At 71.6% G+C, this 25328-nt stretch carries 21 protein-coding genes and 1 pseudogene; 7 read left to right on the top strand and 15 right to left on the bottom strand.

Features of this window, described 5'->3' with window-relative positions; all coding sequences use genetic code 11:
- The first annotated feature begins 4 nt into the window (after positions 1-4).
- Entirely contained in the window at positions 5-241 is a 237-nt protein-coding gene (locus tag OG623_RS33545) for a hypothetical protein (RefSeq protein ID WP_406151372.1), read from the top strand.
- A gap of 3 nt (positions 242-244) precedes the next feature.
- Here OG623_RS33545 and OG623_RS33540 read toward each other — a convergent pair whose 3' ends face one another.
- Positions 245-2488, bottom strand: coding sequence for a tetratricopeptide repeat protein (locus OG623_RS33540; protein ID WP_406151371.1), 2244 nt, complete (start codon positions 2486-2488; stop codon positions 245-247).
- Positions 2489-2521: 33 nt separating this feature from the next.
- The gene (locus tag OG623_RS33535) at positions 2522-3409 is read right to left on the bottom strand and encodes an oxygenase MpaB family protein (protein ID WP_406151370.1); all 888 of its coding nucleotides are present in this window, start codon (positions 3407-3409) and stop codon (positions 2522-2524) included.
- A gap of 112 nt (positions 3410-3521) precedes the next feature.
- Here OG623_RS33535 and OG623_RS33530 point away from each other — a divergent pair, with 112 nt between their 5' ends.
- On the top strand, positions 3522-3950 hold the full coding sequence (locus OG623_RS33530) for a hypothetical protein (protein ID WP_406151369.1): 429 nt from the start codon (positions 3522-3524) through the stop codon (positions 3948-3950).
- Between the two features lie 6 nt (positions 3951-3956).
- On the opposite strand, the gene OG623_RS33525 is transcribed toward OG623_RS33530, so the two are convergent.
- Positions 3957-5114, bottom strand: a complete 1158-nt coding sequence (locus tag OG623_RS33525; protein WP_406151368.1) for a methyltransferase — start codon at positions 5112-5114, stop codon at positions 3957-3959.
- A 70-nt stretch (positions 5115-5184) separates the two neighbouring features.
- Entirely contained in the window at positions 5185-5409 is a 225-nt protein-coding gene (locus OG623_RS33520) for a hypothetical protein (protein ID WP_406151367.1), read from the bottom strand.
- A gap of 236 nt (positions 5410-5645) precedes the next feature.
- On the opposite strand from OG623_RS33520, the gene OG623_RS33515 reads away from it, so the two are divergent.
- Positions 5646-6479 (top strand): endonuclease I family protein, encoded by an 834-nt coding sequence (locus tag OG623_RS33515; protein WP_406151366.1) that lies wholly within the window; start codon positions 5646-5648, stop codon positions 6477-6479.
- Between the two features lie 30 nt (positions 6480-6509).
- Here OG623_RS33515 and glsA read toward each other — a convergent pair whose 3' ends face one another.
- The gene (gene glsA, locus OG623_RS33510; protein WP_406151365.1) at positions 6510-7862 is read right to left on the bottom strand and encodes a glutaminase A; all 1353 of its coding nucleotides are present in this window, start codon (positions 7860-7862) and stop codon (positions 6510-6512) included.
- A gap of 140 nt (positions 7863-8002) precedes the next feature.
- Between glsA and OG623_RS33505 the strand changes: the two genes are divergently transcribed.
- Complete coding sequence (locus tag OG623_RS33505) at positions 8003-9118, top strand: chemotaxis protein (RefSeq protein ID WP_406151364.1); 1116 nt, start codon at positions 8003-8005, stop codon at positions 9116-9118.
- A gap of 91 nt (positions 9119-9209) precedes the next feature.
- Here OG623_RS33505 and OG623_RS33500 read toward each other — a convergent pair whose 3' ends face one another.
- The 10 genes from OG623_RS33500 to fdh all read right to left on the bottom strand — a co-directional run bounded on the left by OG623_RS33500 (position 9210) and on the right by fdh (position 23122).
- On the bottom strand, positions 9210-11603 hold the full coding sequence (locus OG623_RS33500; RefSeq protein WP_406151363.1) for a phosphoketolase: 2394 nt from the start codon (positions 11601-11603) through the stop codon (positions 9210-9212).
- A complete protein-coding gene (locus OG623_RS33495) occupies positions 11600-13003 on the bottom strand; it encodes an NADP-dependent succinic semialdehyde dehydrogenase (RefSeq protein WP_406151362.1) in 1404 nt (467 codons plus the stop codon). Before OG623_RS33495 ends, OG623_RS33500 begins: the two co-directional genes overlap by 4 nt.
- A 149-nt stretch (positions 13004-13152) precedes the next feature.
- Positions 13153-13650, bottom strand: coding sequence for an ATP-binding protein (locus tag OG623_RS33490; protein WP_406151361.1), 498 nt, complete (start codon positions 13648-13650; stop codon positions 13153-13155).
- 152 nt (positions 13651-13802) lie between these two features.
- Positions 13803-15899, bottom strand: coding sequence for a xanthine dehydrogenase family protein molybdopterin-binding subunit (locus OG623_RS33485; protein ID WP_406151360.1), 2097 nt, complete (start codon positions 15897-15899; stop codon positions 13803-13805).
- Between the two features lie 80 nt (positions 15900-15979).
- The gene (locus tag OG623_RS33480; protein WP_406151359.1) at positions 15980-16975 is read right to left on the bottom strand and encodes an FAD binding domain-containing protein; all 996 of its coding nucleotides are present in this window, start codon (positions 16973-16975) and stop codon (positions 15980-15982) included.
- Positions 16972-17544 carry a 2Fe-2S iron-sulfur cluster-binding protein gene (locus OG623_RS33475; protein WP_406151358.1) on the bottom strand — a complete coding sequence of 191 codons (573 nt, stop codon included), beginning with the start codon at positions 17542-17544 and terminating at the stop codon, positions 16972-16974. The genes OG623_RS33480 and OG623_RS33475 overlap by 4 nt, the downstream gene beginning before the upstream one ends.
- A 33-nt stretch (positions 17545-17577) precedes the next feature.
- Positions 17578-17997, bottom strand: coding sequence for a hypothetical protein (locus OG623_RS33470; RefSeq protein WP_406151357.1), 420 nt, complete (start codon positions 17995-17997; stop codon positions 17578-17580).
- 12 nt (positions 17998-18009) lie between these two features.
- Positions 18010-18942 carry an NrfD/PsrC family molybdoenzyme membrane anchor subunit gene (nrfD, locus tag OG623_RS33465; RefSeq protein ID WP_406151356.1) on the bottom strand — a complete coding sequence of 311 codons (933 nt, stop codon included), beginning with the start codon at positions 18940-18942 and terminating at the stop codon, positions 18010-18012.
- Positions 18939-19853 carry a 4Fe-4S dicluster domain-containing protein gene (locus OG623_RS33460; RefSeq protein WP_406151355.1) on the bottom strand — a complete coding sequence of 305 codons (915 nt, stop codon included), beginning with the start codon at positions 19851-19853 and terminating at the stop codon, positions 18939-18941. Before OG623_RS33460 ends, nrfD begins: the two co-directional genes overlap by 4 nt.
- Positions 19850-23122 (bottom strand): formate dehydrogenase, encoded by a 3273-nt coding sequence (fdh, locus tag OG623_RS33455; protein ID WP_406151354.1) that lies wholly within the window; start codon positions 23120-23122, stop codon positions 19850-19852. Before fdh ends, OG623_RS33460 begins: the two co-directional genes overlap by 4 nt.
- A 345-nt stretch (positions 23123-23467) precedes the next feature.
- Here fdh and OG623_RS33450 point away from each other — a divergent pair.
- The 3 genes and pseudogenes from OG623_RS33450 to OG623_RS33440 form a co-directional block, all read left to right on the top strand.
- Positions 23468-23794, top strand: a pseudogene (locus tag OG623_RS33450) (DUF6479 family protein); the annotation flags it as partial.
- Positions 23795-23975: 181 nt separating this feature from the next.
- On the top strand, positions 23976-24803 hold the full coding sequence (locus OG623_RS33445; RefSeq protein WP_406151353.1) for a VOC family protein: 828 nt from the start codon (positions 23976-23978) through the stop codon (positions 24801-24803).
- 128 nt (positions 24804-24931) lie between these two features.
- Complete coding sequence (locus tag OG623_RS33440; protein ID WP_406151352.1) at positions 24932-25318, top strand: VOC family protein; 387 nt, start codon at positions 24932-24934, stop codon at positions 25316-25318.
- Positions 25319-25328 lie beyond the last annotated feature (10 nt).

Genomic DNA, 25328 nt, shown 5'->3' with positions numbered 1-25328 from the left:
CGGGATGACGGTCTCCGGACAGGGCGGCGACCCTGTGGCGGGCACCTGCCGGCCCGGGGCGGCCGGCTGTGGCAAGGTGCTGCCGCGCACCGCGTCGTCCCGCGCCCCGGCAGCGACCCGGAGGATCCGTTCCTGGACGTCGTGTGGTGGGTCAACCAGGAGCTGCCAGGAGCCGCTGCACCACGGGGCCGAGATCGCGCTGCTGCGCGACCTCCACCGCGTGCGGGCCGGCCTGGCCTGACGGTCAGTTCGGCGGCGCTCCGTGCTGCCCTCGCAGGTCGGCGACCCGCCGGTAGAGGTCGGCGGCCTCGGGACCGCGCCCGAGCTGCTCCAGACAGTGCGCCTCGTCGTTGCGGCTCGCGAGGGTGTCGGGGTGGTCGGCGCCCAGCACCCGTTCGCGGATCTCTGCGACCCTGCGGTAGTCGGAGAGCGCCTCGGCCCAGCGGCCGAGCCAGCCGAGGCCGACGGCCACCTCGCGGCGGCTGATGAGTGTGTCGGCGTGGTCGGGTCCCAGGGTGCGCTCCCGGATCGCGCAGACCTCGCGTGACTCGTCGAGCGCCTCCTCCCAGCGCGCCATCCGCCCCAGGTTGACGCCGAGGCCGTGCCGGGCGCGCAGCGTCTCGGGGTCGGTGGGACCGCCGACCCTGGTGCGGTCGTCGACCAGGGCGCGGTAGAGCTCCAGGGCCTCGGCGCTCCGGCCGAGTCTGCCGAGGCTGATGCCCACCTCGTAGCGCGCGGACAGGGTGTCGGGGTGGTCGGCGCCGAGGGTGGCGGCACGGCCGTCGGCGACCTCGCGGTAGGTCTTGAGTGCCTCGGTCCAGCGGTCGAGACGGCCCAGCGTGTACGCCACTTCGTAGAGCGTGACCAGGGTGTCCGGGTGTGTGGCGCCGAGCAGCCTGCCGCGGGCGTCGGCCACCTCGCGTGCCATGCGGTGCGAGGCGTCGAGGCGGCCCAGTCTGCTGAGGTTGAAGGCGAGGTTGTGACGGCAGCGCAGGGTGTCGGGGTGGTCGGGCCCCATGGAGCGCTCGCGCGAGGCGAGGACCGCGGCGTAGATCTGGTGGGCCTCGAAGTGACGGCCGAGCTGGCCGAGTACGTACGCGCTCTCCTGCCGTGCCGCGAGGGTCTCCGGGTGGTCGGGGCCCAGGGTGCGTTCGCGGCCGTCGGCGACCCGGCCGAATTCCCGCAGCGCGTCCTCCGCCCGCCCGGTGCGGCTGAGGGTGAAGCCGATCTCGTACCTGCTGGCGAGGGTGTCGGGGTGGTCGGGCCCCAGGGCCTGTTCGCGTTCGGCTGCGACCTTGCGGTGGACGTCGCCCGCCTCCCCCCAGTGCCCCAGGCGCCCCAGGTTGAGCCCGGCGCTGTGCCGGCCGGCCAGGGTGGCGAGCAGTTCGGGTGACGGGGTGGGGCGGTCGGCTCCCGACGGCGACGCGCCGACGGGGAGGGGTCCTGAGCCGGTGGTCCAGGCCCCCGTCAGCGCGGCGGCGTGGTCGGCGGCGGAGGGCTCGGGGGGCGTCGTGCCGATCGCCTTGTGCCCGGTGGTCATGTCGCGCGTCCAGGAGGGCAGTTGGGGAGCGGGGGCACCGGGGTACCGGACCAGGACGGGCGGGGCGAGCGGGACCCCCATGGTGCCCGGCTGCTCGCCCGTGCGCCCGAGCGAGATGCGCTGCCGCAGGTCACGAGCGTCGGCCGGCCGCTCGGCCGGTGTCTTGGCCAGCAGGTCCAGGACGACCCTGTCGAGGAACCCGGGGAGTTCGGCGCGGTGGCTGCGTGGCGGCTCGGGAGCGGTGTCGCGGTGTCCGACGAGCACGGCCCAGGAGTCGTCCATGTCGAACGGCGGTACGCCCGTGGCGATTTCGTACAGCACACAGCCCAGGGAGTAGAGGTCGCTACGGTGGTCGACCTCACCGCCGCTGATCTGCTCGGGCGACATGTAGTGCGGGGTGCCCATGGCCACGCCGGTACCGGTGAGCCGGGAGGTGAGGCCGATCTCGCGGCCGAGCCTGGCTATGCCGAAGTCACAGATCTTCACGGCTCCGTCGTCGAGCCGCATGATGTTCGCCGGCTTGAGGTCGCGGTGCACGATGCCCTGCCGGTGGGTGTAGCCGAGGGCGTCGGCCACCTGCTCCGCGATGTCGACGACATCGGCCACGGGCAGCGGGCGCTGCTTGTTCTCCTCCAGGAGCTGGCTGAGGTTGCGTCCCTCCAGGAGCTCCATGACGAGGTAGAGGACGCCGTCCGACTCGCCGAAGTCATGGACGACGGTGACCCCGCGGTGCTGGAGCCCGGCGGCCACCCGCGCCTCCCGGCGGAAGCGCTCGCGGAGTACGCGGATGAAGGCCTGGTCGTGCTGGGGCCCCATCGGCTTCAGGCACTTGACGGCGACCTGCCGGCCCAGCGATTCGTCGCGCGCACGCCACACCTCGCCCATGCCGCCGCGCCCGATCAGATCGAGCAGCCGGTACCGGCTCTGGATCAGCCTGGTGTCCGCCATCGCCTGTTGTCGCCCCCGTTTGTTTCGCTGCCACTACCGCTGCGCCCTCCCAGGCCCGTCCAGTATGGCTGCCTGTCTGCGGAGTTTGTACGGGGTGGGTCGGCTCGCGGGCCCGAGTCGTGCCATCGCCTTCACAATGTGCCCGGGCGGCAGGCGTCTGCGCAGGCGGGCGGGGATCGCGCGCAGGGCGGTTCCCGTGATGCGCAGACGGAGGTCGACGCTTGCCGGTGGCGGTGCCGCTCTGCCGTACAGCTCGTGGGCGTAGGCCGGCAGGGAGTCGTAGGCGAGTGTGGCCACGCGCCGCCAGAGCAGGTCGCGCGCAGGGGTCAGGAGGGCGGGGACCGGCGGTTCACGCAGGAAGTCGTCGACGTCCGCGGCCTCGGGGCCCGCGGCGAGCAGGGGCCGGACCTGCTCGAAGTAGGCGGCGAGGGCCGCTGTCGTGCCGGGGACGTCCGAGGGGTCGAGGCCCACGAGGCGGGCGGCCTCCCGCTGTTCGTCGATGTAGCGGTCGGCCTGGGCATCGGTGATCGGGCAGCCGGAGCGGCGTTCGACCTGGAGGTAGGAGTCGACCTCGGCGCAGTGCACCCAGAGCAGCAGCGCCGGTTCGTCGATGCCGTAGACCTCGCCGGTCTCCGGGTCGGTGGCCCGGAGCAGCCGGTGGATCCTGCGGACGCGCGCCCCGTACTCCTCGGCGGCCCGCGTGGTGCCATAGGTGAGCGTGCCGACGAAGCCGGCGGTGCGCATGAGACGGCCCCAGGCGTCCTTGCGGAAGTCGGAGTTCTGCATGACGCCGCGCACGGCCCGGGGGTGGAGCGCCTGGAGATAGAGGGCCCGTACACCGGCCACCCACATCATGGGGTCCCCGTGCATCTGCCAGGTGACGGAGCGGGGGCCGAACAGCCCGGGGTCCGGATCGTTCATCGGCTCTGCCTTCCCTTCGCCGGCGGGGACCGGAGAGATCGACTCGTAGGATGACCGCCGGCGCGGTTACCTGCATACCTCAACCGCGCACGATCCGGGAGGGGTGGGGGCTGTGTCCAGGTGGGGACTGGTGGTGGAGCAGAACCTCGGCTACGGCCGGAACAGGCGGATGTGGTCGATCGGCGTGATGGACCATGTGGAGGGGACGCGCGAGGAGGCGCTCGCAGCGCTCCGGATCCGCGCGGAGCGTTTCGAGCCGGTCCATCCCGCCAACCCGAAGGGCCGGAAGCTGTACCGGGAGGCCGACGGATTCCTGCTGGTCGTCGAAGGCGTCTGGCAGCCCTTCCACTGCAGGTTCTCGGTGGCCGAGCAGCTGTACGACAGCGCTGTTCCCGAGCCCGCGGAGGAAGCGGCCGAGGCGGAGGTACGGGACGGGCCCGCAGCGCCGGAGCCGGTACGGTCGAAGCCCGGTCCCCCGCCCGCCTGGGACGCGCAGGTGCCGGAGGTGCCGTCCTGGCTCGGCCGGGACGACCTCTCCTGACGCGGGTCAGCGCTTGACGGCCCGCAGGACGACGAACTTCGGGTCACCGGCGACGGTGACGCAGTTGCCGAAGATCCGGCGCAGCTGGGTGTGGTAGCCGAGATGCCGGTTGCCCACGACCCAGAGTTCCCCGCCCTGGCGCAGGGCGGAACGCGCTCCGTGGAACATGTTCCGGGCCGTGGCGTCGGTGACCGCCTGGTGCGAGTGGAACGGCGGGTTGCACAGGACGAGGTCCACGCTCGACGGGGGCATGTCCGCCGTCCCGTCGCCGACCACGAAGTCGGCCTCGGCATCGGCCGGGGCGCTGTCGCGGAAGGTCGCCTCGGCGGAGGCGACCGCCTGGTACGACTCGTCGACGAAGGTGACCGTGGCCTCGGGGTTGGCGAGGGCCGCTGACATTCCCACAACGCCGTTTCCGCAGCCCAGGTCGACGACGCGGTCGGGCCCGCTGCGCCGCGGAAGGTGCTTCAGGAAGAAGCGGGTGCCGATGTCCAGGCGCTCGGCGCAGAAGATCCCGGCGTGATTGGTGACCGTACGGCCGGAGACCGCGCCCACGTCGTCGGGGAGTTCGTAGCGGTGGGGCCAGGGGCTGGGGGCCCTGGGCAGGGCCGGGTCCGGGGTGCAGAGGATGAGCCGCGCCTTCTTCACGGCGAGGGACGTGCGGGTGGGGCCGATGATCCGCTCGAACAGCTTGAGCGTGGAGGTGTGGATCTCCTTCACCATGCCCGTACCGATGACGACGGTTCCCGCGTGCACGGCCGGGGCGAGCCTGTGGAGCTGCTCCTCCAGGAGCGCGAGGCTCTTGGGGACCCGCACGAGGAGCAGGTCGATCCGGTCCGGCGGGGTGTCGCGCACCGAGAGCAGACGCACCGCGTCCGGGGCCGCGCCGTTGCGCGCCAGGTTCGCCTCGGTGGCCCGCCGGGAGAGGTACGAATCGGTGATCTGCACGGGCCGGTGTGCGGCCAGCACGGTGGCCAGGGCGCCCCAGCGGTCACCCACCACGACCACGGTGCCGGCCGGGTGGACGGGGTCGCTCCCTTCCGACCCCTCCAGCCGCCGCAGCAGGTACTCGTCGGCGGCATCCCACGCACGGAACGGATCGCGCGGGTTCTCGGGAAAGCGGGCGAGAGCGTATGCGCCCTGTGACGTCGTCAAACGGTTCATATGGCGTTCAGGCTAGCCGAGGGGCGGGCAGTGCTCCGCACGCTCCCCGCCCCCGGGGGCCCCGCGGGTCCTACGGGAGCCGCTTGTCCATCGCGGAGCGGCCTTCCTCGGACAGCCTGCGCCGGGCCCACTCCAGGCTCTCCGGGGTCAGATCCCGCCCGGAGGCGAGCACCAGGTCCTCCGCGGTGGGCTGATCACCACCTCCCGTGTGCAGCAGGCGGTCAGGGGTCACCCCTCGTACTTCCGGCACGGATTCCGGCACGGATACGGATACGGATTCGGACTCTTCGCTCATACCGCCTCCTCGTCCTTGCCGTCATTCTCGCCCTCGTGGGACCTCGGCGCATCCGATGCCAGGACGGTCCCGGAAACGGGCGCGGAAGCAGGCACGGAAGAGCTGTTACTTGACCTGCACATGAAGACTACGCAACGTTCACACGACGGGCACCGTGCGTGTGGAAGGCTCCCGACCGAGCAGTCAACGTCCGGCCGACACGCCGCCGTTCCACCGCCCCGGAGAGGACACCCCACATGTCCAGCCGTCGCCGTTTCTACGCGCGTCCACTACTCGCGACAGCCGCCTCGATCGTCGTCCTTACGGGCGTCGCGGCCGCCGCGCCCGCCGCCACACCCGCAGCCGCGTCCGCGTCCGCCGACCGGTCGCCCCAGGCCGTCGCACTCGACGACACCTACTACCAGGACGCCCTCGGCAAGACGGGCGCCGCACTCAAGAGCTCGCTCCACTCGATCATCAGTGAGCAGACCACGCTCACCTACAGCCAGGTCTGGGACGCGCTCAAGGAGACCGACGAGGACCCGGTCAACTCCTCGAACGTGATCCTCCTCTACACCGGCCGCTCCCAGGCCAAGAGCGAGAACGGGGGCAACACGGGCGACTGGAACCGGGAGCACGTCTGGGCCAAGTCCCACGGCGACTTCGGCACCTCGACCGGGCCCGGCACCGACATCCACCATCTGCGCCCGGAGGACGTGCAGGTCAACTCCGTCCGCGGCAACAAGGACTTCGACAACGGCGGCAGCGCGGTCTCGGGGGCGCCGGGCAACTACACCGACAGCGACTCCTTCGAGCCGCGCGACGCGGTCAAGGGCGATGTCGCCCGGATGATCCTCTACATGGCGGTGCGCTACGAGGGCGACGACTCCTTCGCCGACCTGGAGCCGAACGACAGTGTGAGCAACGGCTCGGCCCCGAACATCGGGCGGCTCTCCGTGCTGAAGGAGTGGAGCCAGCAGGACCCGCCGGACAGCTTCGAGAAGAACCGGAACGAGGTCATATTCGACCAGTTCCAGCACAACAGGAACCCGTTCATCGACCACCCCGAGTGGGTCGACGAGATCTGGTGACCGGCCTTCCGGTGACCGGCCGGTAGCGGTTCAGCCCGGCCCGGCCAGGGCCCGCACGCAGTGCTCGGCCGCCTCCTCGCGGGAGTCGAAGCGCGGCAGGTCCTGGCCGGTCCGCTCCCTGACCAGGTCCGGCGGGCCCAGCCGGTCGTCCGGATCGACGACGGCCGCGCTCCGGCCCTCCCTGGCGAGCCGGGACAGGCCCGCGTGCAGCAGTTCGAGGGCGAGGGAGTCGGCGCCGGTCACCTCGCGCAGATCGAGCACCACCGAACCGGCCTGCCCAGGCCCCGACTCGTCCAGCGCGTACAGCACACGCTCGGCGGCGGTGAAGTCGAGCGCCCCCTGCGCCGCGACGACACCCACGCGCTCACGCAGCGCACGCTCACGCGGGCCGGACGGCGCCGACGGCAGCACATCGGCGGTGGTGACCAGGGTGACGGTGGAGCCGGGCAGCGCGGGGTTCCTCATGAGGTGCAGCCCGAGGCGTTCCGAGAGCGCGCCGAGCGCGGCGTGGCCGCGTACCGACGTGCCGGCCGCGTCCAGCGGCGGGCTGTAGGCGGCAAGCCCGAAGCGGGCGGGGCCGGCCGCGATCAGCCCGCCGGACACACCGCTCTTGGCGGGCAGCCCGACCCTCAGCAGCCAGTCGCCCGATGCGTCGTACATTCCACAGGTCGCCATGACCGCCAGGACCTGCGCCGCGACCTCGGGTGAGACCACCCGCTCCCCGGTGACCGGGTTGAGCCCGCCGTGCGCCAGGGTCGCGGCCATCACGGCGAGGTCGGTGGCGTCGACCCGCACCGCGCACTGCCGGAAGTAGGTGTCGACCGCGGCCACCGGATCGACGGGCAGGGTGCCGGTGCTGCGGATCAGATAGGCGAGGGCCCGGTTGCGGTCCCCGGTCGAGGCCTCGGATCCGTACACGTCCTCGTCGACGTCCAGCCTCCGTCCGGCGAACCGGCTCAGGCAGGTCAGGATGCGATGGAAGGCGGGTTTCTCACGGCTGTCGGGGACCAGCGCGGTGGTGACGATGGCGCCGGCGTTGACCATCGCGTTGGCCGGCCGTCCCGTGCCGGGCTCCAGGCTGATGGCGTTGAACGCCTCTCCGCTCGGTTCGGCACCCACCCAGCGGCCCACCTCGTCGAGTCCCAGCGCCCCGAGCGCGAGTGCGTAGACGAAGGGTTTGGACACCGACTGGAGCGTGAAGGGGACATCCGCCGCGCCCGCACTGTAGGAGTGCCCGTCCATGCTGACCAGGGCGAGCCCGAAGTCGTCGGGATCGGACCTGGTCAACTCCGGGATGTAGTCGGCGCGCCGCCCCTCACGTACGCCGGCGAAGCACCCGTGGAGCTCGCGCAGCGCGTCCGTCACGGCCTCGGACGCGCTCACCTCGCATCCACCTCCGGAAGAACAAAGGAACAATTCGCCCATACTAAAATCAAACGGTATGAATTGACTCGTTGAATGACCGCTCCGCACCTGGGAGCGGCCCTGAGCACCGCGGACCCCGAACCCTCCGGGAGGGAACGATGGATACGGACGCCCTGACGCCCGGCCTGCTGCAGGAACTCCGCGCGACCAGGCCCTATCCGGCTCTGTCGCTGACGATGCCGACCCACCGACGCGCGCCGGACAACGCCCAGGACGCCGTACGCCTGCGCAACCTCGTGGCCGAGGCCGGCAACCGGCTGGACGCCGACCCCCGGGTCACCCACGAGGCCAGGGCCGCGGTGAAGGCGCAACTCGACCGCGCGGTGGCCGAGGTGGACCAGCGCCGCGCACTGGAGTCCCTCGTCATCTTCGCCGGAGCCGACGAGTACCAGATCTGGCAGCTGCCGCGCACCGCACCCGAACGAGTGGTGCTGAGCGACAGCTACCTGACCCGCAACCTCGTCGCGGCGAAGGCCGGAGCGCAGCTCTTCTGGGTGCTCAGCGTTTCCGCCGAACACGCGGCCCTCTGGTCGGGCACGAACGAGGTGCTGCGCGCGGAGGAACGGCACGGATTCCCGCTGAGCCCTCCGCACGAGAACTTCGACCCGGAGCGCCAGGCCAGGAGCGGCGGCGCTCCGAGCATCTACTCCAACGAGGACACCCGCAGCTTCTTCCGCACCGTCGACGGCAAGCTGCGCGCCGTACTGGCCGCGGACCCCAGGCCACTGTTCCTGGTCGGACTGCCTCAGGCGCTCGCCCTGCTCGAGGACGTCGGGGAGAGCGCCAAGTCCGCCGCCTGCAAGGTCCCGAAGGGAACGACCGCGGAGACCACCGCGCCCGAGCTGGCCGATGAGCTGAAGGCCGCGCTGGACGACTGGCACGTGCAGACAGACAGCGCTGTCCGGAACAGGCTCGACACCGCCCGGGGAGCCAAGTCCTTCACGAGCGGCCTCGACGAGGTCTGGACGGCCGCCAGGGAGGGCCGCGTGGCCTTCGTCGCGGTCGAGGAGCACTTCCAGCGGACTGTCAGGGTCACCGACAACCATCTGCAGCCCGTGGACCCGGCGGACGTCGCGCCGGGCGACGGCGGGATCCGCGAGGACATCGTGGACGAGCTCATCGAGACTGTTCTGGACAACGGCGGCGAGGTGGCCTTCGTCGCCGACGACTCCCTCGCCGACCACGGCCGGCTCGCGGCGGTCCTGCGCTTCTGACGAGCGCTTCCGACGAACCGGGGCGCCCCTCCCCTGTTGAGGCCGGCCCGCGCGGAAAGCGCGGGCCGGCCTCCGTACGCCGCCCGGCAGTTCAGCCCTCCCAGGTCCAGTCGGCCACCTCGGGCAGATCCGTTCCGTGTTCCCGGATCCAGTCGTGGTGGCGGGTGCGTACGTCCGCCATCGCCTGCCGTACGGCGACGGCACGCACCCCGAGACCCGGCACCCGGTCGACCACGTCCATGACCAGCCGGTAGCGGTCCAGGTCGTTGCGGACCACCATGTCGAACGGCGTCGTGGTGGTCCCCTCCTCCTTGTAGCCGCGGACATGCAGATGCGCGTGTCCGGCACGCCGGTACGCGAGGCGGTGCACCAGCCAGGGGTAGCCGTGATAGGCGAAGATCACCGGCTTGTCCCGGGTGAAGAGGGAGTCGTACTCCGCGTCGGGCATCCCGTGCGGGTGCTCCTCGTGCGGCAGCAGCCGGGTCATGTCGACCACGTTGACCACGCGTACCGCCAGCTCGGGGAGGTGCTGCCGCAGCAGTCCGGCCGCCGCCATCGTCTCCAGGGTGGGTACGTCGCCGGCGCAGGCCAGCACCACGTCGGGCTCGCGGCTGCCGTCCTCCGTACCGGCCCACTCCCAGGCACCGGCCCCGCGTGCGCAGTGCGCGCGGGCCTGGTCGAGGGTGAGCCAGTCGAAGCCGGGCTGCTTGCCCGCGACGATCACATTGACGTAGTCGTGGCTGCGCAGCACATGGTCGGCGGTGGACAGCAGCGTGTTGGCGTCCGGCGGCAGATAGACCCGGACGACCTCGGGGCTCTTGTTGAGGATGTGGTCGACGAAGCCGGGGTCCTGGTGCGAGAAGCCGTTGTGGTCCTGCCGCCAGACGTGCGAGGTCAGCAGGTAGTTCAGGGAGGCGATGGGGGCACGCCAGTGCAGCCGGCGCGAGGTGCGCAACCACTTGATGTGCTGGTTGACCATCGAGTCGACGATATGGGCGAAGGCCTCGTACGAGGAGAACAGGCCGTGCCGCCCGGTGAGGAGGTATCCCTCCAGCCAGCCCTGGCAGAGGTGTTCGGAGAGCACTTCCATCACCCGGCCGTCGCGGGCCAGATGCTCGTCGACGGGGAGGATCTCGGCCTGCCATGCCTTGCCGGTGGCTTCGTAGAGCGCGCCCAGACGGTTGGACTCGGTCTCGTCGGGGCCCACCACGCGGAAGTTCCTGCGGTCGGCCGTGGCCGCCATGACGTCTTCGAGCAGTCCGCCCAGGATCCGGGTGGGCTCGTGCAGGACCGTCCCGGGCTTGTCGACCCGGACGGCGTGGTCCTCCAGGTGGGGCAGCGGCAGATCGCGCAGGAGCAGTCCGCCGTTGGCGTACGGCGTCGATCCGAGCCGGGCGGGAGCCTCGGGGACGCAGTCGAGGACCTGGGCGGTGGGCCGGCCCTCGGAGTCGAAGAGTTCATCGGGCCGGTAGGAGCGCATCCACTCCTCGAGCTGGCGCAGATGGCCGGGGTTCTCGCGGACCTCGGGCAGCGGGACCTGGTGGGCGCGCCAGGTGTTCTCGACGGGAAGTCCGTCCACGTCCCTCGGCCCTGTCCAGCCCTTGGGGGTGCGCAGCACGATCATCGGCCAGCGGGGCCGTGCGGACGTGCTCCCGGCGCGGGCGGCGCGCTGGTACTCCTCGATGCGGTCCACGGCGAGGTCCATGGCGGCGGCCAGCGCACGGTGGACGGCTGCGGGCTCGTCCCCTTCGACGTGGAGGGGGTCGTGGCCGTAACCGTGCAGCAGCGCGTCGAGTTCGTCCTTCGGCAGCCGGGCGAGGACCGTCGGGTTCGCGATCTTGTATCCGTTGAGGTGGAGGATCGGCAGGACGGCCCCGTCGTGCACGGGGTCGAGGAACTTGTTCGAGTGCCAGGACGCGGCCAGTGGCCCGGTCTCCGCCTCTCCGTCCCCGACGACGCAGGCCACCAGCAGTTCCGGGTGGTCGAAGGCGGCGCCGTAGGCGTGGGTGAGGGCGTATCCCAGCTCGCCGCCCTCGTGGATGGAGCCGGGGGTCTCGGGTGCGACATGGCTGGGCACACCGCCGGGGAAGGAGAACTGCTTGAACAGGGCTCCCATTCCTGCGCGGTCGCGGCTGACGTCGGGATACGTCTCGGAGTAGCTGCCCTCCAGCCAGGAGTTGGCGAGGACGGCCGGGCCTCCGTGGCCGGGGCCCCAGACGCAGAGGGCGGGCTTGTCGCGTGCCTTGATCACCCGGTTGAGATGGGTGTGGACGAGGTTCAGCCCGGGTGAGGTGCCCCAGTGGCCGAGGAGCCGCGGCTTGATGTGCTCGGGGGCCAGTGGCTCCTCCAGGAGGGGGTTGGCCATCAGATAGATCTGGCCGACCGCGAGGTAGTTGGCGGCGCGCCAGTGCGCGTCGAGTGCGGCGGCCTCGGTGTCCGACAGGGCCTCGGCCCCGGACGGTGACGGTGTCCGTACGTCGTTCACGAGGCGCCTCCGGGGCCGTACCAGACGGTGGTGGCGTTGCAGAACTCACGGATGCCGTGTCCCGCCAGCTCGCGCCCGTAGCCGGAGCGCTTCACCCCGCCGAAGGGCAGCGCGGGGTGGGAGGCCGTCATGCCGTTGAAGAAGACACCGCCGGCCTCCAGGTCGCGGACGCACCGGTCCATCTCGCTCCGATCGCGCGTCCAGACGTTGGAACTCAGCCCGAAGGGGGTGTCGTTGGCGAGCTCCAGGGCCTCCTCCAGGTCCGCCGCCCGGTAGAGCGTCGCCACCGGTCCGAAGGTCTCCTCACGGTGGATGCGCATGTCCGGGGTGATCCCGGTGAGCACGGTGGGCTCGTGGAACCAGCCGCGGTCCAGGCCCTCGGGCCTGCCTCCCCCGCAGAGCACCGTGGCGCCCTTGGCCAAGGCGTCATCGACGAGCTCCTCCAGGTCGGCGCGGCCCTGTTCGCTGGAGAGCGGACCCACGTCGGTGGACTCCTCCAGCGGGTCGCCGACGGTCAGGGCGCGCATCCCGGCGGTGAAGCGCTCGGTGAAGGCGTCGTGGACGTCCGCGTGGACGATGAAGCGCTTGGCGGCGATGCAGGACTGGCCGTTGTTCTGGACCCGGGCGGTCACCGCGGTATCCGCGGCCTTCTCGACGTCGGCCGAGGGCAGGACGATGAAGGGGTCGCTGCCGCCGAGTTCCAGCACGGTCTTCTTGATCTCGTCACCCGCGACGGAGGCGACCGCGCGGCCGGCCGGCTCACTGCCGGTGAGGGTCGCCGCGGCGACCCTCGGGTCGCGCAGGATCGCCTCGACGGCGCCCGAGCCGACGAGGAGTGTCTGGAAGCAGCCGGCGGGGAACCCGGCCCTGCTGAACAGGTCCTCGATGTACAGGGCGGTCTGCGGCACATTCGACGCGTGCTTGAGCAGACCGGTGTTGCCCGCCATGAGGGCGGGTGCGGCGAAGCGCATGACCTGCCAGAGCGGGAAGTTCCACGGCATCACGGCGAGCACGACGCCCAGCGGCCGGTAGTGGACCCGGGCAGCGGTGGCGCCCGAGTCCTTGACGTCGGTGTCGTCGGGGTGCTCGTCGGCGAGCAGCCGTCCGGCGTTGGCCGCGTACCAGCGCATCGCCTTGGCGCACTTGGCCGCCTCGGCCCTGGCTGCCTTGACGGGCTTGCCCATCTCGATGGTCATGGTGCGGGCGATGTCCTGCTGGTCATCGTCGAGCAGGTCGGCGGCGCGGTTCAGCAGGCGGGCGCGTTCGGAGAGGTCCGTGGTGCGGTAGTCGCGGAACGCGCGGTGTGCGGCGGCGAGCCTGCGCTCGGTCTCCCGCTCGTCCAGCGCGTCGAATGTCCTGAGCGTCTCGCCGTTCGCGGGATTGACCGTCGCGATGGGCATGGCAGTGCCTCCTTGCGTTGTTCTTCGACCGTGCCGCGCCGCGCAGCGGCTCGCAACGCGACCCTCACGCACACGTACCCGGCCGGCGCGGATCATGCGTGCCCCAGGCACGCGGGTCCGCGCCGGCCGGGCCGGCACCGGGCTGCGCGTCACACGAGTTCGGGTACCGAGCCGCTCTCGGGGACCGGGCCGCTCTCGGGCACCGGGCCGCTGAGGAAGGTGCGCCCGCCGGGGAGCGGCGAACGCGGCCGCAGTCCCGTGGTGCTCGGCGCCTCCGCGTAGCGCGTGAACCACACGACCTTGCCGTCGGTGGTCCGGCAGGTACCCCAGCTGTCGCTCAGGGCCATGACACGGCTGAGGCCGCCGCCACCGCCGTCGAGCAGCCGGGGCATCCGGGAATCGTTGTCGGCCACGGACACCGTCAGGTGCCGGCCGCTCCAGCGGAGCTCGACGACACAGTGGTTGTCGTCGCCGACATGTCGCTGGACGTTCGTCAGGAGTTCCTCCGCCGCCCGGCACACGGGCCGGACGTGCAGATCGAGGCTCCAGTGACGAAGGTGTGCGGCGACTATGCGCCGCAGCTGGGAAATGCGCTCTGCGGACACCTGCAGTTCGACCAGATAGTGCCGGTCGAGTGGAACGGTCATCGTCGAGGCTCCTCACCGCGAGGCCCACGTGCTTCAACCCGTTTGAACCAACGACCCCCGAACACGAAGCGTGAGCAGTTGTCACTTCTGGGTCACTCCTCAGGGTGACCCGAGGGGGCCGGTTGCGCAACCGAGGGACCGGGCGCGGGGCATCAGGGCAGGTAGGGCAGCAGTTTGTCGGGGGTGAGGGGGAGCTCGCGCAGCCGGGCGCCGGTGGCGTGCCGTACGGCGTTCCCGATCGCGGCCGCGGTTCCGACGATGCCGATCTCGCCGATGCCCTTGCTCCCCATGGGGTTGAGGTGGGGGTCGTCCTCGTCGATCCAGTGCGCCTGGATGTCGGGGACGTCCGCGCAGGACGGCACGTGGTAGGAGGCCAGGTCGCTCTCGGTGAAGTCACCGAAGTCCGGGTCCATGGTGCTGCTCTCGGTCAGGGCCATGCCGAGGCCCATGACCATGCCGCCGATGAACTGGGAGCGCGCCGTGCGGGAGTTGAGGATGCGTCCGGCGGCGAACACGCCGAGCAGTCTGCGCACCCGTACCTCTCCGGTGAGGGAGTCGACCGCCACCTCGGCGAAGTGTGCGCCGAACGCGTGCCGTGCGTACGGGGATTCCTGGCCCGTCTCCTCCCCGGTGTCGGCGGTGACGGTGATGCCCTCCGGCGGGAGCGGCCCGGTGTGCTCGGCGAGCCGGCGCATCAGGGCGGTGGCCGCCTTGTGCACGGCCGAGCCCCAGGAGGCCGTGCCGGAGGAGCCGCCGGCCACCGACCCGGCGGGCAGATCACTGTTGCCGATGTCGACCGTCACGTTCTCCTGGGGCGTGTCCAGCACGGAGGCGGCGATCTGCGCCATGACCGTGCGGGCGCCGGTGCCGATGTCGGTGGCGTTGACCCCGATGCGGTAGGTGCCGTCAGCCGCGGCCTCGGCCGAGGCCGCCGACTTCGAGACGATCACGGGGTACGTCGCCGACGCGACCCCCGTGCCGAGCAGCCAGGGCCCCTCCTCGTGTGCGGCGGGCCGCGGGTCACGTTCGTACCAGCCGAAGCGCCGGGCGCCCTCGTTCAGACAGGCCGCGAGGTTGCGGCTGCTGAACGGCCGCCCGCTGTCGGGTTCGGTCTGCGGTTCGTTGCGCAGTCTCAGCTCGACCGGGTCGATCCCGAGGGCGTTGGCCAGTTCGTCCATGGCCGACTCGAGCGCGTACATGCCGGGGGCCTCCCCCGGTGCGCGCATCCAGGACGGGCTGGGCACGTCGAGCGCCACCACCCGGTGTTCCGTACGGCTGTGGGGCGAGGCGTACATGATGCGGGCGGGTACGGCGGCCTGCTCCACGAACTCCTTGATCCGCGAGGTGTGGGTGGCGATCTCGTGGGAGACGCTGGAGAGCACGCCCTCGCGGTCGGCGCCCAGCCGGACCCGGTGCAGGGTGGGTGCGCGGTGACCGACGACCGCTGCCATGGCCCGGCGGGGCAGGGCGAGTTGGACCGGCCGGCCGGTGTGCCGTGCGGCCATCGCGGCGAGGACGGACTGCGGGCGTGGGGTGCCCTTGGAGCCGAAGCCTCCGCCGACGTGTTCGGAGATGACGGTGATGTGGTCGGGGTCGAGCCCCAGGGCCGTGGCGAGGCTGTCGCGCACGGCGGTCGATCCCTGGCTGGAGTCGTGCACGGTCAGGTGGCCTTCGGCCCACCGTGCGGTGGAGGCGTGCGGTTCCATGGGGTGGTTGTGCAGCGCCCGCACGGTGTAGGCGGCGTCGATCCGTACGGGGGCTGCCTCGAACGCGCGCAGGGCGTCACCGCGTTCACGCAGGGCCGGGTAGCCGCCGTTCGCCGTCTCGGGGACGTAGAGGCCCGGGTGGCCCGCGGTGAGGACGACGTCGTGCCCGGTGGTGGCGTACTCGACGAACACGGCCTCGGCGCCGGCCCGCGCGGATTCGAGGCTCTCCGCCAGGACGAGGGCGACGGGCCAGCCCCGGTGCGGCACCCGGTCGTCCTGGAGCACGGCGAGGATCGGGTCGTCGGGCTCCTGGAGCCGTGGCGCGTTGTCCTGGGTCAGGACGGTGTGGACACCGGGCACCGCGAGCGCGTCGGCGGTACGGACCGCGGTGACGCGCCCGCTCGCGACGGTGGCGGGGACGGGCCAGCCGTACAGCAGATCGGGCGCGGTGTGCTCGGCGGCGTATCGGGCGGTGCCGGTGACCTTGTCACGGCCCTCACGGCGGGCTACGGGCGCGCCCAGCGCCCGGGGGGAGTCGCTCATGACAGGGAGACCTCGTTCATCGGGGGTTCGGTGGCGGGCGCTTCGGGTGGGCGCTCTCGGAGTGCCAGGCGGCGTCCGGCTCAGGCAGGTGCGGCCCGGCCGGTGAGCTCGGTCAGAGCTCCGACGGCCAGCCGGCGGGCCAGGTCCACCTTGAAGGCGTTGTCACGCAGGGGCCTGGCCGCTTCGAGTTCGGCGCCCACCCCTCGCTCGAAGGTGTCCTCGTTCGCCGGGGCACCGCGCAGCACGTCCTCGGCCACCCGGGCACGCCACGGCCGGTGCGCGAGCCCCCCGAAGGCGAGCGCGACACGCTCGACACGGCCGTCACGCACGCTCAGCACGGCGGCGACGGACACCAGGGCGAAGGCGTACGAGGCACGGTCGCGTGCCTTGCGGTACAGGGAGAAGGCGCCGTCGACGGGCGGCGGCAGCACCACTTCGGTGATCAGCTCGCCGGGCCGGATCACCGTGTCCTGGTCCGGGTTGTCACCGGGCAGCCGGTGGAAGTCGGTGACGGGCACGGTCCGCTCCCCCTCGGGCCCGCGCAGCAGGACGGCGGCGTCGAGGGCGGCGAGGGCGACCGCCATGTCGGAGGGGTTGGTGGCGACGCAGTCCTGCGAGTGCCCCAGCACCGCGAGGTCGCGGTGCGTCCCCTCCCTGGCCGGGCAGCCCGATCCTGGCGTGCGTTTGTTGCACGGCTTGGAGACATCCTGGAAGTACGGGCAGCGGGTGCGCTGGAGCAGATTCCCGCCGGTGGTGGCGGTGTTGCGGAGCTGCCCGGACGCACCGGACAGCAGCGCCTGCGACAGGGCGGGGTAGTCGCTCCGTACGTCGGGGTGCGCGGCGAGGTCGCTGTTGCGCACGGTCGCGCCGATCCGGAGACCGCCGTCGTCGGTCCGGGACACCCGGCTCAGGGGCAGCCGGCTGACGTCGACGAGCAGACCGGGCGACTCCACGCCGAGCTTCATCAGGTCCACGAGGTTGGTGCCGCCGCCGAGGAAGCGCGCGCCTGGATGGGCGGCGCCGACACGGACGGCCTCGGCCACCGAGGCGGGACGCCGATAGGCGAAGGGTTTCACGGGGCCACGTCCTTGATCGCGTCGACGATGTGCGGGTAGGCGCCGCACCGGCAGAGGTTGCCGCTCATCCGCTCGCGGATCTCGTCCGCGTCGAGGGTGACCGGCCCTCCGGCAGCGAGCGCCGCAGGAGGGGTGACGTGGGAGGGGAAGCCGTCATCGGCCTCACCGAGCATCCCGGCCGCCGAGCAGATCTGCCCCGGGGTGCAGTAGCCGCACTGGAGCGCGTCCCGCTCGACGAAAGCCTCCTGCAACGGATGCAGCCGCTCGCCGTCGGCCAGCCCTTCGACCGTGGTGATGTGCGCGTCCTCCTGGGCGACGGCAAGCAGAAGACAGCTGTTGGCGCGTCGGCCGTCCACGAGCACGGTGCAGGCTCCGCACTGGCCGTGATCGCAGCCCTTCTTGGCGCCGGTGAGCCCGAGATGCTCTCTCAGGGCGTCCAGCACGGTGGTGCGGTGATCGAGCGTCAGGGTCCGCTCCGTGCCGTTGACGTACAGCGTGAAGGTGGAACAGTCCTCGGGGGTCGGCACCTGGGCCGCTTCCGCGTCGACGGTGCCTGGGGTGGCGTTCATGCACGCGTTACCTTCCGGGTTCGGGGGTGCTCGTCACGCGGGCCGGTGGCTCTCCAGGCGCAGCCGGATCTCCTGCTCCTGGTCGCCCGCCGCCGTACCGACGAGCCGGACGGCGAAGGCGTCCGCGAGGTGCTTGCGGAGGCGGTCGACCGCCCAGTAGCCGCCCTGCGCCTCGACCATCACCGGCACGGAGAGCCGGGCCGGTCCTGGGCCCGCCTTCATCGCGGAGACATCGACGGTCGCCGTCCACACGGTGGGGCGTGTGTTCGACTCGTCCTCGGGTGCGTCGCCCGCCGGACGGTCGGAGACGAACGAGAGGCGCAGCACGTCGAACACGGTGCGCGCGTCCTCCTTGGGACAGCCGGTCACGGCCACCACGACATCGCCGCTCTCCTGGTGTTCCTGCGTCTGTTGCTGCGTCTGTTGCTGCGTCTGTTCCGGCGTGTTGTTCACCCTGGATTCCTTTCACTGGGAGCACTGTGCGCGCCGCTCGGCGGCCTCACGCTGCGGAGCGACCGTGTGGGCGGGGTCCTCCGCGGACGCGATCCCCGCCGCGAAGATCCCGAAGCGTGTGCAGACCGATCCCGCCAGCAGCGCGAGGCCCGCGCCCGCGGCGACGGGGCGGCTGCGGTGCCCGAGGAGGAGAGCCGCCACCCCTCCGGCCGCGGTGAGGCCGCGTGCCGCGCGCAGCAGCGTCCCTGCACGGCCCTCACGGCAAGTCACCGCGACCGTGCCGAGGCGCCGCTCCATGGCGTGGATCGCGGTGCCGTCGGCGACGGCCGCGAGTACGGAGGCGTACCTCGCCGGGCCGTTCTCGTGGACGGGCCCGGCGACCAGTGCCATTCCGGCGGCCGCCGCGGTGGCCGACGCCGCGAAGAGGTAGGGGAGCTCACGGTGGGCGCCGTGCCAGGCGGGTACGGCGGTGTCGGCGGCCAGGACCGCGGTGTACGTCGCCAGCGCGGGGCCGAGCACCGAGGCGGCCGCGGTGGCCGTCGCACCGGTCCTGGGCAGCCGGCCGGTGACGGCGGTGAAGGCGGCGGCGCCGGCGGCCGGCCCGTAGGCGGAGAGCAGCCAGGAGCCCATGCTCATCGGGGAGGTCGGCTTGAAGACGCGCAGCATGTTGGTGAACCGCGAGGGGCGGCCGAGGTCGTGGACGAGCGCGGCGGCGGAGAGGCTGACGGCTGCGAGGGAGGACACCTTCAGCGCCTTGGCCGTGGTGTCGCGGCCGGTCAGGTGCGCTCCGGCGGCGACGACGGAACCTGCGCCCGCCAGTCCGCCGAGGAAGAAGTACCCGGCGATGTCCTGGGCGGACCACGACGGTGCCTTGATGACGGGCCGGCCGTAGTAGGAGACAGGCTCCTCACGACGGCCCTCCCTCCTGGTGGTGCTGCTGGTCATGTCCGGCCGCTCCTTCGGGTGAGTGCGGGCAGGGCGAAGGACAGGGCGGCGCCCGTGGCCAGCGACAGCGCGGCGATCCCCGCGTGACGCCACATGGCCGGCAGGTCCCGGGTGGTGACCACGGGGTCCGGGGGCAGGCCGTAGACCTCGGGCTCGTCCATGAGCAGGAAGAACGCGCCGTCCCCTCCGACCCCGTTGTCCGGCTCGTGGCCGTACAGCCGTGCCTCGGTGACTCCGGCCTCGTGCAGCTGATCCACCCGCAGCGCGGCGCGCTCCCGCAGTTCGTCGAGCGGGCCGAACTGGATGGACTCGGTCGGACAGGCCTTGGCGCAGGCGGGTTCCTGCCCGGCGCCGAGGCGGTCGTAGCACATGGTGCACTTGAAGGCCCGGCCGTCGGTGGGGCGCTGTTCGATCACTCCGTACGGGCAGGCGGGCACGCAGTAGCCGCAGCCGTTGCAGATGTCCTCCTGGACGACGACGGTGCCGAACTCCGTGCGGAAGAGCGATCCGGTCGGGCAGACGTCCAGGCACGCGGCGTGAGTGCAGTGCTTGCAGACGTCCGATGACATCAGCCACCGCACTCCGGCGCCTTCGTCGTCCTGCCCGGCGGGCCGCGCCGGGTCGGGTCCGACCAGCGGCAGCTCGGTACGGCCGGCAGGCACCGGCTGTTCGATGAAGGCGACGTGCCGCCAGGTCGAGGCGCCCAGGCCTCCGGTGTTGTCGTACGACATGCCGGTCAGTGACAGCCCGTCCTCGGGGAGGGCGTTCCACTCCTTGCAGGCGACCTCGCACGCCTTGCAGCCGATGCAGACGGACGTGTCGGTGAAGAACCCGACGCGCGGTGGGGCGTTCTCGTGTCCGGCGTCGCCTGCCGGGTCGGGCTCGGGCCCGCTGAAGAGGCTGTTCCTCACGACGTCTCCTGCGTTCCGGTCGTCTCCGTGATCCCGGCCCGGCGGCGGTAGTCCGCGACGAGTTCGGGCAGTGCCGGCCCCCTGGGTCTGCGTCCTGGCCTGATGTCGGCGGTGAGCGCCTTGTCCTCCTGGATCAGGGCGTTGGGGTCGAGCGCGATGGCCACCAGTTCGTTGGCCGCGTCACCGGTGGCGATCCCGTTGGGGCCCCAGTGGAAGGGCAGACCGATCTGGTGCACGGTCCGGCCCCGGACGGTCAGCGGCGTGATCCGTCGGGTCACCATGACGCGGGCCTCGACGGCGTTGCGCGCGGTGACGATCGTGGCCCAGCCGCCGTGCTCCAGCCCTCGCTCCGCGGCGAGCATCGGTGACACCTCGCAGAAGAACTCGGGCTGGAGCTCTGACAGATAGGGGGACCAACGGCTCATTCCGCCTGCCGTGAAGTGTTCGGTGAGGCGGTGGGTGGTGACGACGTAGGGATAGACGTCCGCGCCCGGCTCGTCGCCGCTCGGGTGGTAGCGGTTGCCCTCGCGCGGGTGGAGCTGCCTGACCGGAGAGCGGGAGTGCGAAGGGTGCAGGGCGTTGGTGAAGGGCGAGTCCTGCGGTTCGTAGTGCGTGGGAAGCGGGCCGTCCTCGAGGCCGGCGGGGGCGTAGAGCCAGCCCTTGCCGTCGGCCTGCATGATGAACGGGTCGTCCCCGCGAAGGGCGTCGGGCCCCTTGGCGCCGGGCCCGGGTACGTGGCCGGGGGCGCGGTCCGGCACGAAGTCCGGGACGTCGTGACCGGTCCACCGGCCTTCAGCCTCGTCCCACCAGACATAGGCCTTGCGGTCGCTCCACGGGCTGCCGTCGGGGGCGGCCGAGGCCCGGTTGTAGAGGATGCGGCGGTTGGCCGGCCAGGCCCAGGCCCATTCGGCCGCCACCCAGTCCTGCTCGGTGTGGGGCTTGCGGCGGGCGGCCTGGTTGACGCCGTCCGCGTACACCCCGCAGTAGATCCAGCAGCCGCACCTGGTTGAGCCGTCGTCCCTCAGCTCGGTGTAGGCGGAGAGCGGCGCGCCGTCCGGGCCGTGGCCGTTGATCTCGGACAGGACCGCGGCCGAGACAGGTTCGGCGAGCGGCCCTTCGACGGGGTAGTCCCAGGTCAGGTCCTGGATGGCACGGTCCATCGGATCGGTGGAGCCCGCGAGGCGCTCCTTGATGCGCCGGCCCAGGTGGTACATGAACCAGAGGTCGCTGCGTGCGTCTCCCTCGGGTTCGACAGCGCTGTGGTGCCACTGGAGCCACCGGTTGGTGTTGGTGAAGGAGCCCGACTTCTCCGTGTGCGCCGCCGCCGGGAAGAAGAAGACCTCGGTGCCGATCTCCTCGGGGGTCATCTCCCCCGTCTCGGTCTCCGGGCCGTCCTGCCACCAGGTCGCGGACTCGATGAGCGAGAAGTCGCGGACGACCAGCCATTCGAGCTGGGCCATACCGAGCCGCTGCAGCCGTGTGTTGGCCGAGCCCACGGCCGGGTTCTCGCCCATGAGGAAGTAGCCCTTGCACTCACCCGCCAGCTGCGCCGTCACCGTCTCGTAGGTGCCGTGGGAGCCGGTGAGGCGGGGCAGGTGGTCGAAGCAGAAGTCGTTCGCGGCCGTCGCCGCGTCGCCGTAGTAGGCCTTGAGCAGACTCACGAAGTAGGCCCGCATGTCGCCCCAGAAGCCCTTGTCGGTGCGGCTGGCCCGGACGAAGGCGTCGAGGTCCTCATGGGCGTGGGCGTGCGGCATCGGGAGATAGCCCGGCAGCAGGTTGAAGAGGGTCGGGATGTCGCTGGAACCCTGGATCGAGGCGTGTCCGCGCAGCGCCTGGATGCCGCCGCCGGGCCGGCCGATGTTGCCCAGCAGGAGCTGGAGCACGCTCGCCGCACGGATGCACTGCGCGCCCGTGGTGTGCTGGGTCCAGCCGACGGCGTACGCGAAGGAAGAGGTCCGTTCCCGTCCGGAGTTGGAGGTCAGCGCGTCGCAGACCTCCAGGAAGACCTCCCGCTTCACCCCGCAGATCTCCTCGACCATCTCGGGGGTGTAGCGCGCGTAGTGACGCTTGAGGACCTGGTAGACGCACCGGGGGTCCTGAAGCGTCTCGTCCCGCGGCGGCCGTGCGCCGGCCTGCGCGCCTCCCGACCCATGGGCCTCGGACTCGGCGGCGGAGTGGACCCGTGCGTGCGCGTCGTCGTTCCGGGCGCGCTCCGCGTACTGCTCGTCCACGTCCCCGGAGGGCGCCTGGACCTGTGAGTCCCGGTACTGCCAACTGCGGGGGTCGTAGTGGGCCCGTTCCTCGTCCAGACCGGAGAAGACACCGTCGAGATCCTCGGTGTCCCGGAAGTCGTCCCCGACCAGGGTGGCGGCGTTGGTGTAGTTGAGGACGTACTCCCGGAAGTCCTTCTCCTCGCTGAGCACGTGGTTGATGATGCCGCCGAGGAACGCGATGTCGCTGCCGGCCCGGATGGGCACGAAAAGGTCGGCCAGTGCGCTCGTGCGGGTGAAGCGCGGGTCCACATGGATGATCCGGGCCCCGCGCGCCTTGGCCTCCATCACCCACTGGAAGCCGACCGGATGGGCCTCGGCGAAGTTCGACCCCTGGATGACGATGCAGTCCGAGTGCTGGAGGTCCTGCATGAAGGTGGTCGCCCCGCCTCGGCCGAAGGACGTGCCGAGGCCCGCCACGGTGGAGCTGTGGCAGACCCGCGCCTGGTTCTCCACCTGCACCACTCCGAGGCCGGTGAAGAGCTTCTTGATGAGGTAGTTCTCCTCGTTGTCGAGGGTGGCGCCCCCGAGACTGGCGATGCCCAGGGTGCGGGCGGTGCGGAGCCCTTCGTGCTCCCACTGCCAGGTCCTGCGCCGGGTCTCGATGACACGGTCCGCGACCATGTCCATCGCGGTCTCCAGGTCGAGCGGCTCCCAGTCGGAGCCGTACGGGCTCCTGTACAGCACCTGGTGGCGGCGGGACGGACCGGTGGTGAGCTGGAGCGTCGCGGAACCCTTGGGGCAGAGTCTGCCGCGGCTGATCGGTGAGTCCGGGTCTCCCTCGATCTGGACGACCCGCTCGTCCTTGACGTACACCTGCTGGCCGCAGCCCACCGCGCAGTACGGGCAGACGGACTTGACGACGCGGTCCGCGGTGGCGGTGCGGGGGCGGGTCTGCTCCGTCTCCCTCGACACCACCGCCTGTCCTCTGCCCAGAGGATCACGACCGGTCAGCTGCCGGTACACGGGCCAGCGGCCGAGCGGGTTGCCTGATCCCATCGTGATTCCTCCAGCGGTCCGGGCACTGACTCCAGACTCACCCCAAGGCTCCGTGTCGGCGACACGAGCGGTCGGCTCCGCCGCGGGACTTCCTGCGGTTGGCGCAGCGCCGGCGGGAGCGTGCTTCGGCCCGGTCGATCGAGGGCCGCTGGTGGTCCCGGCCGATACGCGGCCGGCCACCGCGCGCGCACCACGTCCTTCACGACGGCTTGCGAGCCCGCTTGCTCGGCCCTCATGGTGTAGCCGATTCGCACCGTACGAAACGCATTTACCGTGACATCGTCATAAAACATGAATTGCTGTCCATGGCTGTCTGCGAGCAGCCCTCCCGGGTATGCGCCATGCATGGACGTAACGAACGGAGCAAGGGACTCGCTCGCGGCCACCCTCGCCGACGGCCGGGGCGCCGTGGGTGTGATCGTCGGCATCATCGGGCTCGCCGTGGTGGTTCTGCTGATCGGCGGCTTCTGGTGGGGCATGCGGCGCCGGGACAGGGAATCGCCGCCCCCACGCCCCGAGGAGCAGCCGCCCCGCCCCGATCACCGCACGGAGATCCGGGACAGCGACAAGCACGGCTCGGACCGCTTTCCCGAGGACGGCCGGGCCATGACACCGTACGAGCTCAGCGATCACGGCAACGAGGTGATCCCGCCCGAACCCGGCACGGAGCCCGGCACGGAGCCCGGCACGGGCCCCGCCACCGGTACCGGCAGCACCCCGGCTCCCGACCCCGAGCGCCCGCGCGACTGACCGCGGGCGCCGCGTGTTGCGGGAGTCACCGAGGCACATGAGGCTGGTCCTGGCCGCGCGGCACCGAAGAAGTCATGCCGCAGAACCGATAGGGCAAGGGACCATGACTCCTGGCGATCAGCGGACCGCTGCGGAACCTGCGGTGCTCAGCGGTGCCAGCGCCCCGTGCTGGGTCCATCTGGTGACCCGCGACCTGGAGGACGCGCGACGTTTCTACGGCGCGGTGCTCGGCTGGACGTTCCGGCGGGGGCCGCTGGGCAGGGACTACCTGATGGCGCGCTCCGACGGGGTGCCGGTGGCGGGTATCGGCGGGGTCGCGTCCGCCTACCAGGTGGCCGTGGCCTGGATGCCCTACTTCTCCGTCCTGGACGCCGATGTCGTCTCCGACCGCATCCGTGAGCGCAGCGGCACCGTGGCCGTGGGCCCGCTGACGGTCGGCACGGGCCGCGCGGTCCTGGCCGCCGACCGGGACGGCGCCTCCTTCGGCGTCTGGGAGTGGACAGGGCGCGCGGCCACCCTCGCACCGTCCGGCAACCGGGCCCACGCCTGGCTCAGGCTGCGCACCAGGGACGCCTTCGACGCGGCGATCTTCTACGGCGAGGTACTCGGCTGGGAGCGCGGGGAGCCCGGTGGCTGCGAGGTGGCGTACGTCAAGGAAGAGGTGCTCGTACGCTGCAACGGGCGCCCGCTGGCCCGGATCAGCTCCGGCGCCGTGGAGGCCGCCCCCGACCCGCAGGTGCGCCCGCACTGGCAGGTGCAGTTCCCGGTCGACGACGTGGGCGCCACGGTCCTCGCCGCCGAGCGGAACGGGGGCGCCCTCGTGGAGCGGCGCGATGTGCGCCACGGCAACGAGGCGACGCTGCGGGACCCGGACGGCGGGCTCTTCACCGTGACGGACGTACGCAGCCCGGCGGGCGCCGACGACGGCTGAGCCGTCCTGAATCCCCATGGTGACGTACGCCGTGGTGGCCTACGATCGTTGTACGGCATCGCGCGTCGGTCACCGGCCGGGTGAGGCGTGGAGGTAGCCCGTGAGATGCCCGTTGGAGGCATTCCACAGTGTCGGTCGAGTTGAATCACACCATCGTTCACAGCAAGGACAACCGCGAGTCCGCCGAGTTCCTTGCGCACATCCTGGGTCTCACCGTAGGAACGGAATGGGGACCCTTCATCCCCGTCGTTCTCGCGAACGGCGTCACGCTGGACTTCGCGACCGTTCCCGCGGAATCGATCACCGTGCAGCACTACGCGTTCCTCATCTCGGAGGCGGAGTTCGACACGGCCTTCGGCCACATCGAGGCGCTGGGGATCGACTACTACGCCGATCCCCACCGGAAGCACCCCGGCGAGATCAACCACAACGACGGCGGACGCGGGGTGTACTTCCCCGATCCGAGCGGTCACGGGATGGAACTCATCACCCGCCCGTACGGCGGCTGGTCCTAGCCGGTCCCGC

The organism is Streptomyces sp. NBC_01012 (genome assembly GCF_045162755.1).
Taxonomy (GTDB): Bacteria; Actinomycetota; Actinomycetes; order Streptomycetales; family Streptomycetaceae; genus Streptomyces.
The sequence above is the reverse complement of the archived record's forward strand: the minus strand, read 5'-3'. Positions and strand labels throughout refer to the sequence as shown.

Coding starts and splice junctions, on each gene's coding strand:
- OG623_RS33520 (WP_406151367.1), bottom strand. CDS start 5,409: ATGAGCGAAGAGTCCGAATCCGTATCCGTATCCGTGCCGGAATCCGTG.
- OG623_RS33490 (WP_406151361.1), bottom strand. CDS start 13,650: ATGACCGTTCCACTCGACCGGCACTATCTGGTCGAACTGCAGGTGTCC.
- OG623_RS33445 (WP_406151353.1), top strand. CDS start 23,976: ATGACTCCTGGCGATCAGCGGACCGCTGCGGAACCTGCGGTGCTCAGC.
- nrfD (WP_406151356.1), bottom strand. CDS start 18,942: ATGACCAGCAGCACCACCAGGAGGGAGGGCCGTCGTGAGGAGCCTGTC.
- OG623_RS33505 (WP_406151364.1), top strand. CDS start 8,003: ATGGATACGGACGCCCTGACGCCCGGCCTGCTGCAGGAACTCCGCGCG.
- OG623_RS33495 (WP_406151362.1), bottom strand. CDS start 13,003: ATGCCCATCGCGACGGTCAATCCCGCGAACGGCGAGACGCTCAGGACA.
- OG623_RS33525 (WP_406151368.1), bottom strand. CDS start 5,114: ATGAACCGTTTGACGACGTCACAGGGCGCATACGCTCTCGCCCGCTTT.
- OG623_RS33475 (WP_406151358.1), bottom strand. CDS start 17,544: ATGAACGCCACCCCAGGCACCGTCGACGCGGAAGCGGCCCAGGTGCCG.
- OG623_RS33545 (WP_406151372.1), top strand. CDS start 5: ATGACGGTCTCCGGACAGGGCGGCGACCCTGTGGCGGGCACCTGCCGG.
- OG623_RS33485 (WP_406151360.1), bottom strand. CDS start 15,899: ATGAGCGACTCCCCCCGGGCGCTGGGCGCGCCCGTAGCCCGCCGTGAG.
- fdh (WP_406151354.1), bottom strand. CDS start 23,122: ATGGGATCAGGCAACCCGCTCGGCCGCTGGCCCGTGTACCGGCAGCTG.
- OG623_RS33515 (WP_406151366.1), top strand. CDS start 5,646: ATGTCCAGCCGTCGCCGTTTCTACGCGCGTCCACTACTCGCGACAGCC.
- OG623_RS33540 (WP_406151371.1), bottom strand. CDS start 2,488: ATGGCGGACACCAGGCTGATCCAGAGCCGGTACCGGCTGCTCGATCTG.
- OG623_RS33535 (WP_406151370.1), bottom strand. CDS start 3,409: ATGAACGATCCGGACCCCGGGCTGTTCGGCCCCCGCTCCGTCACCTGG.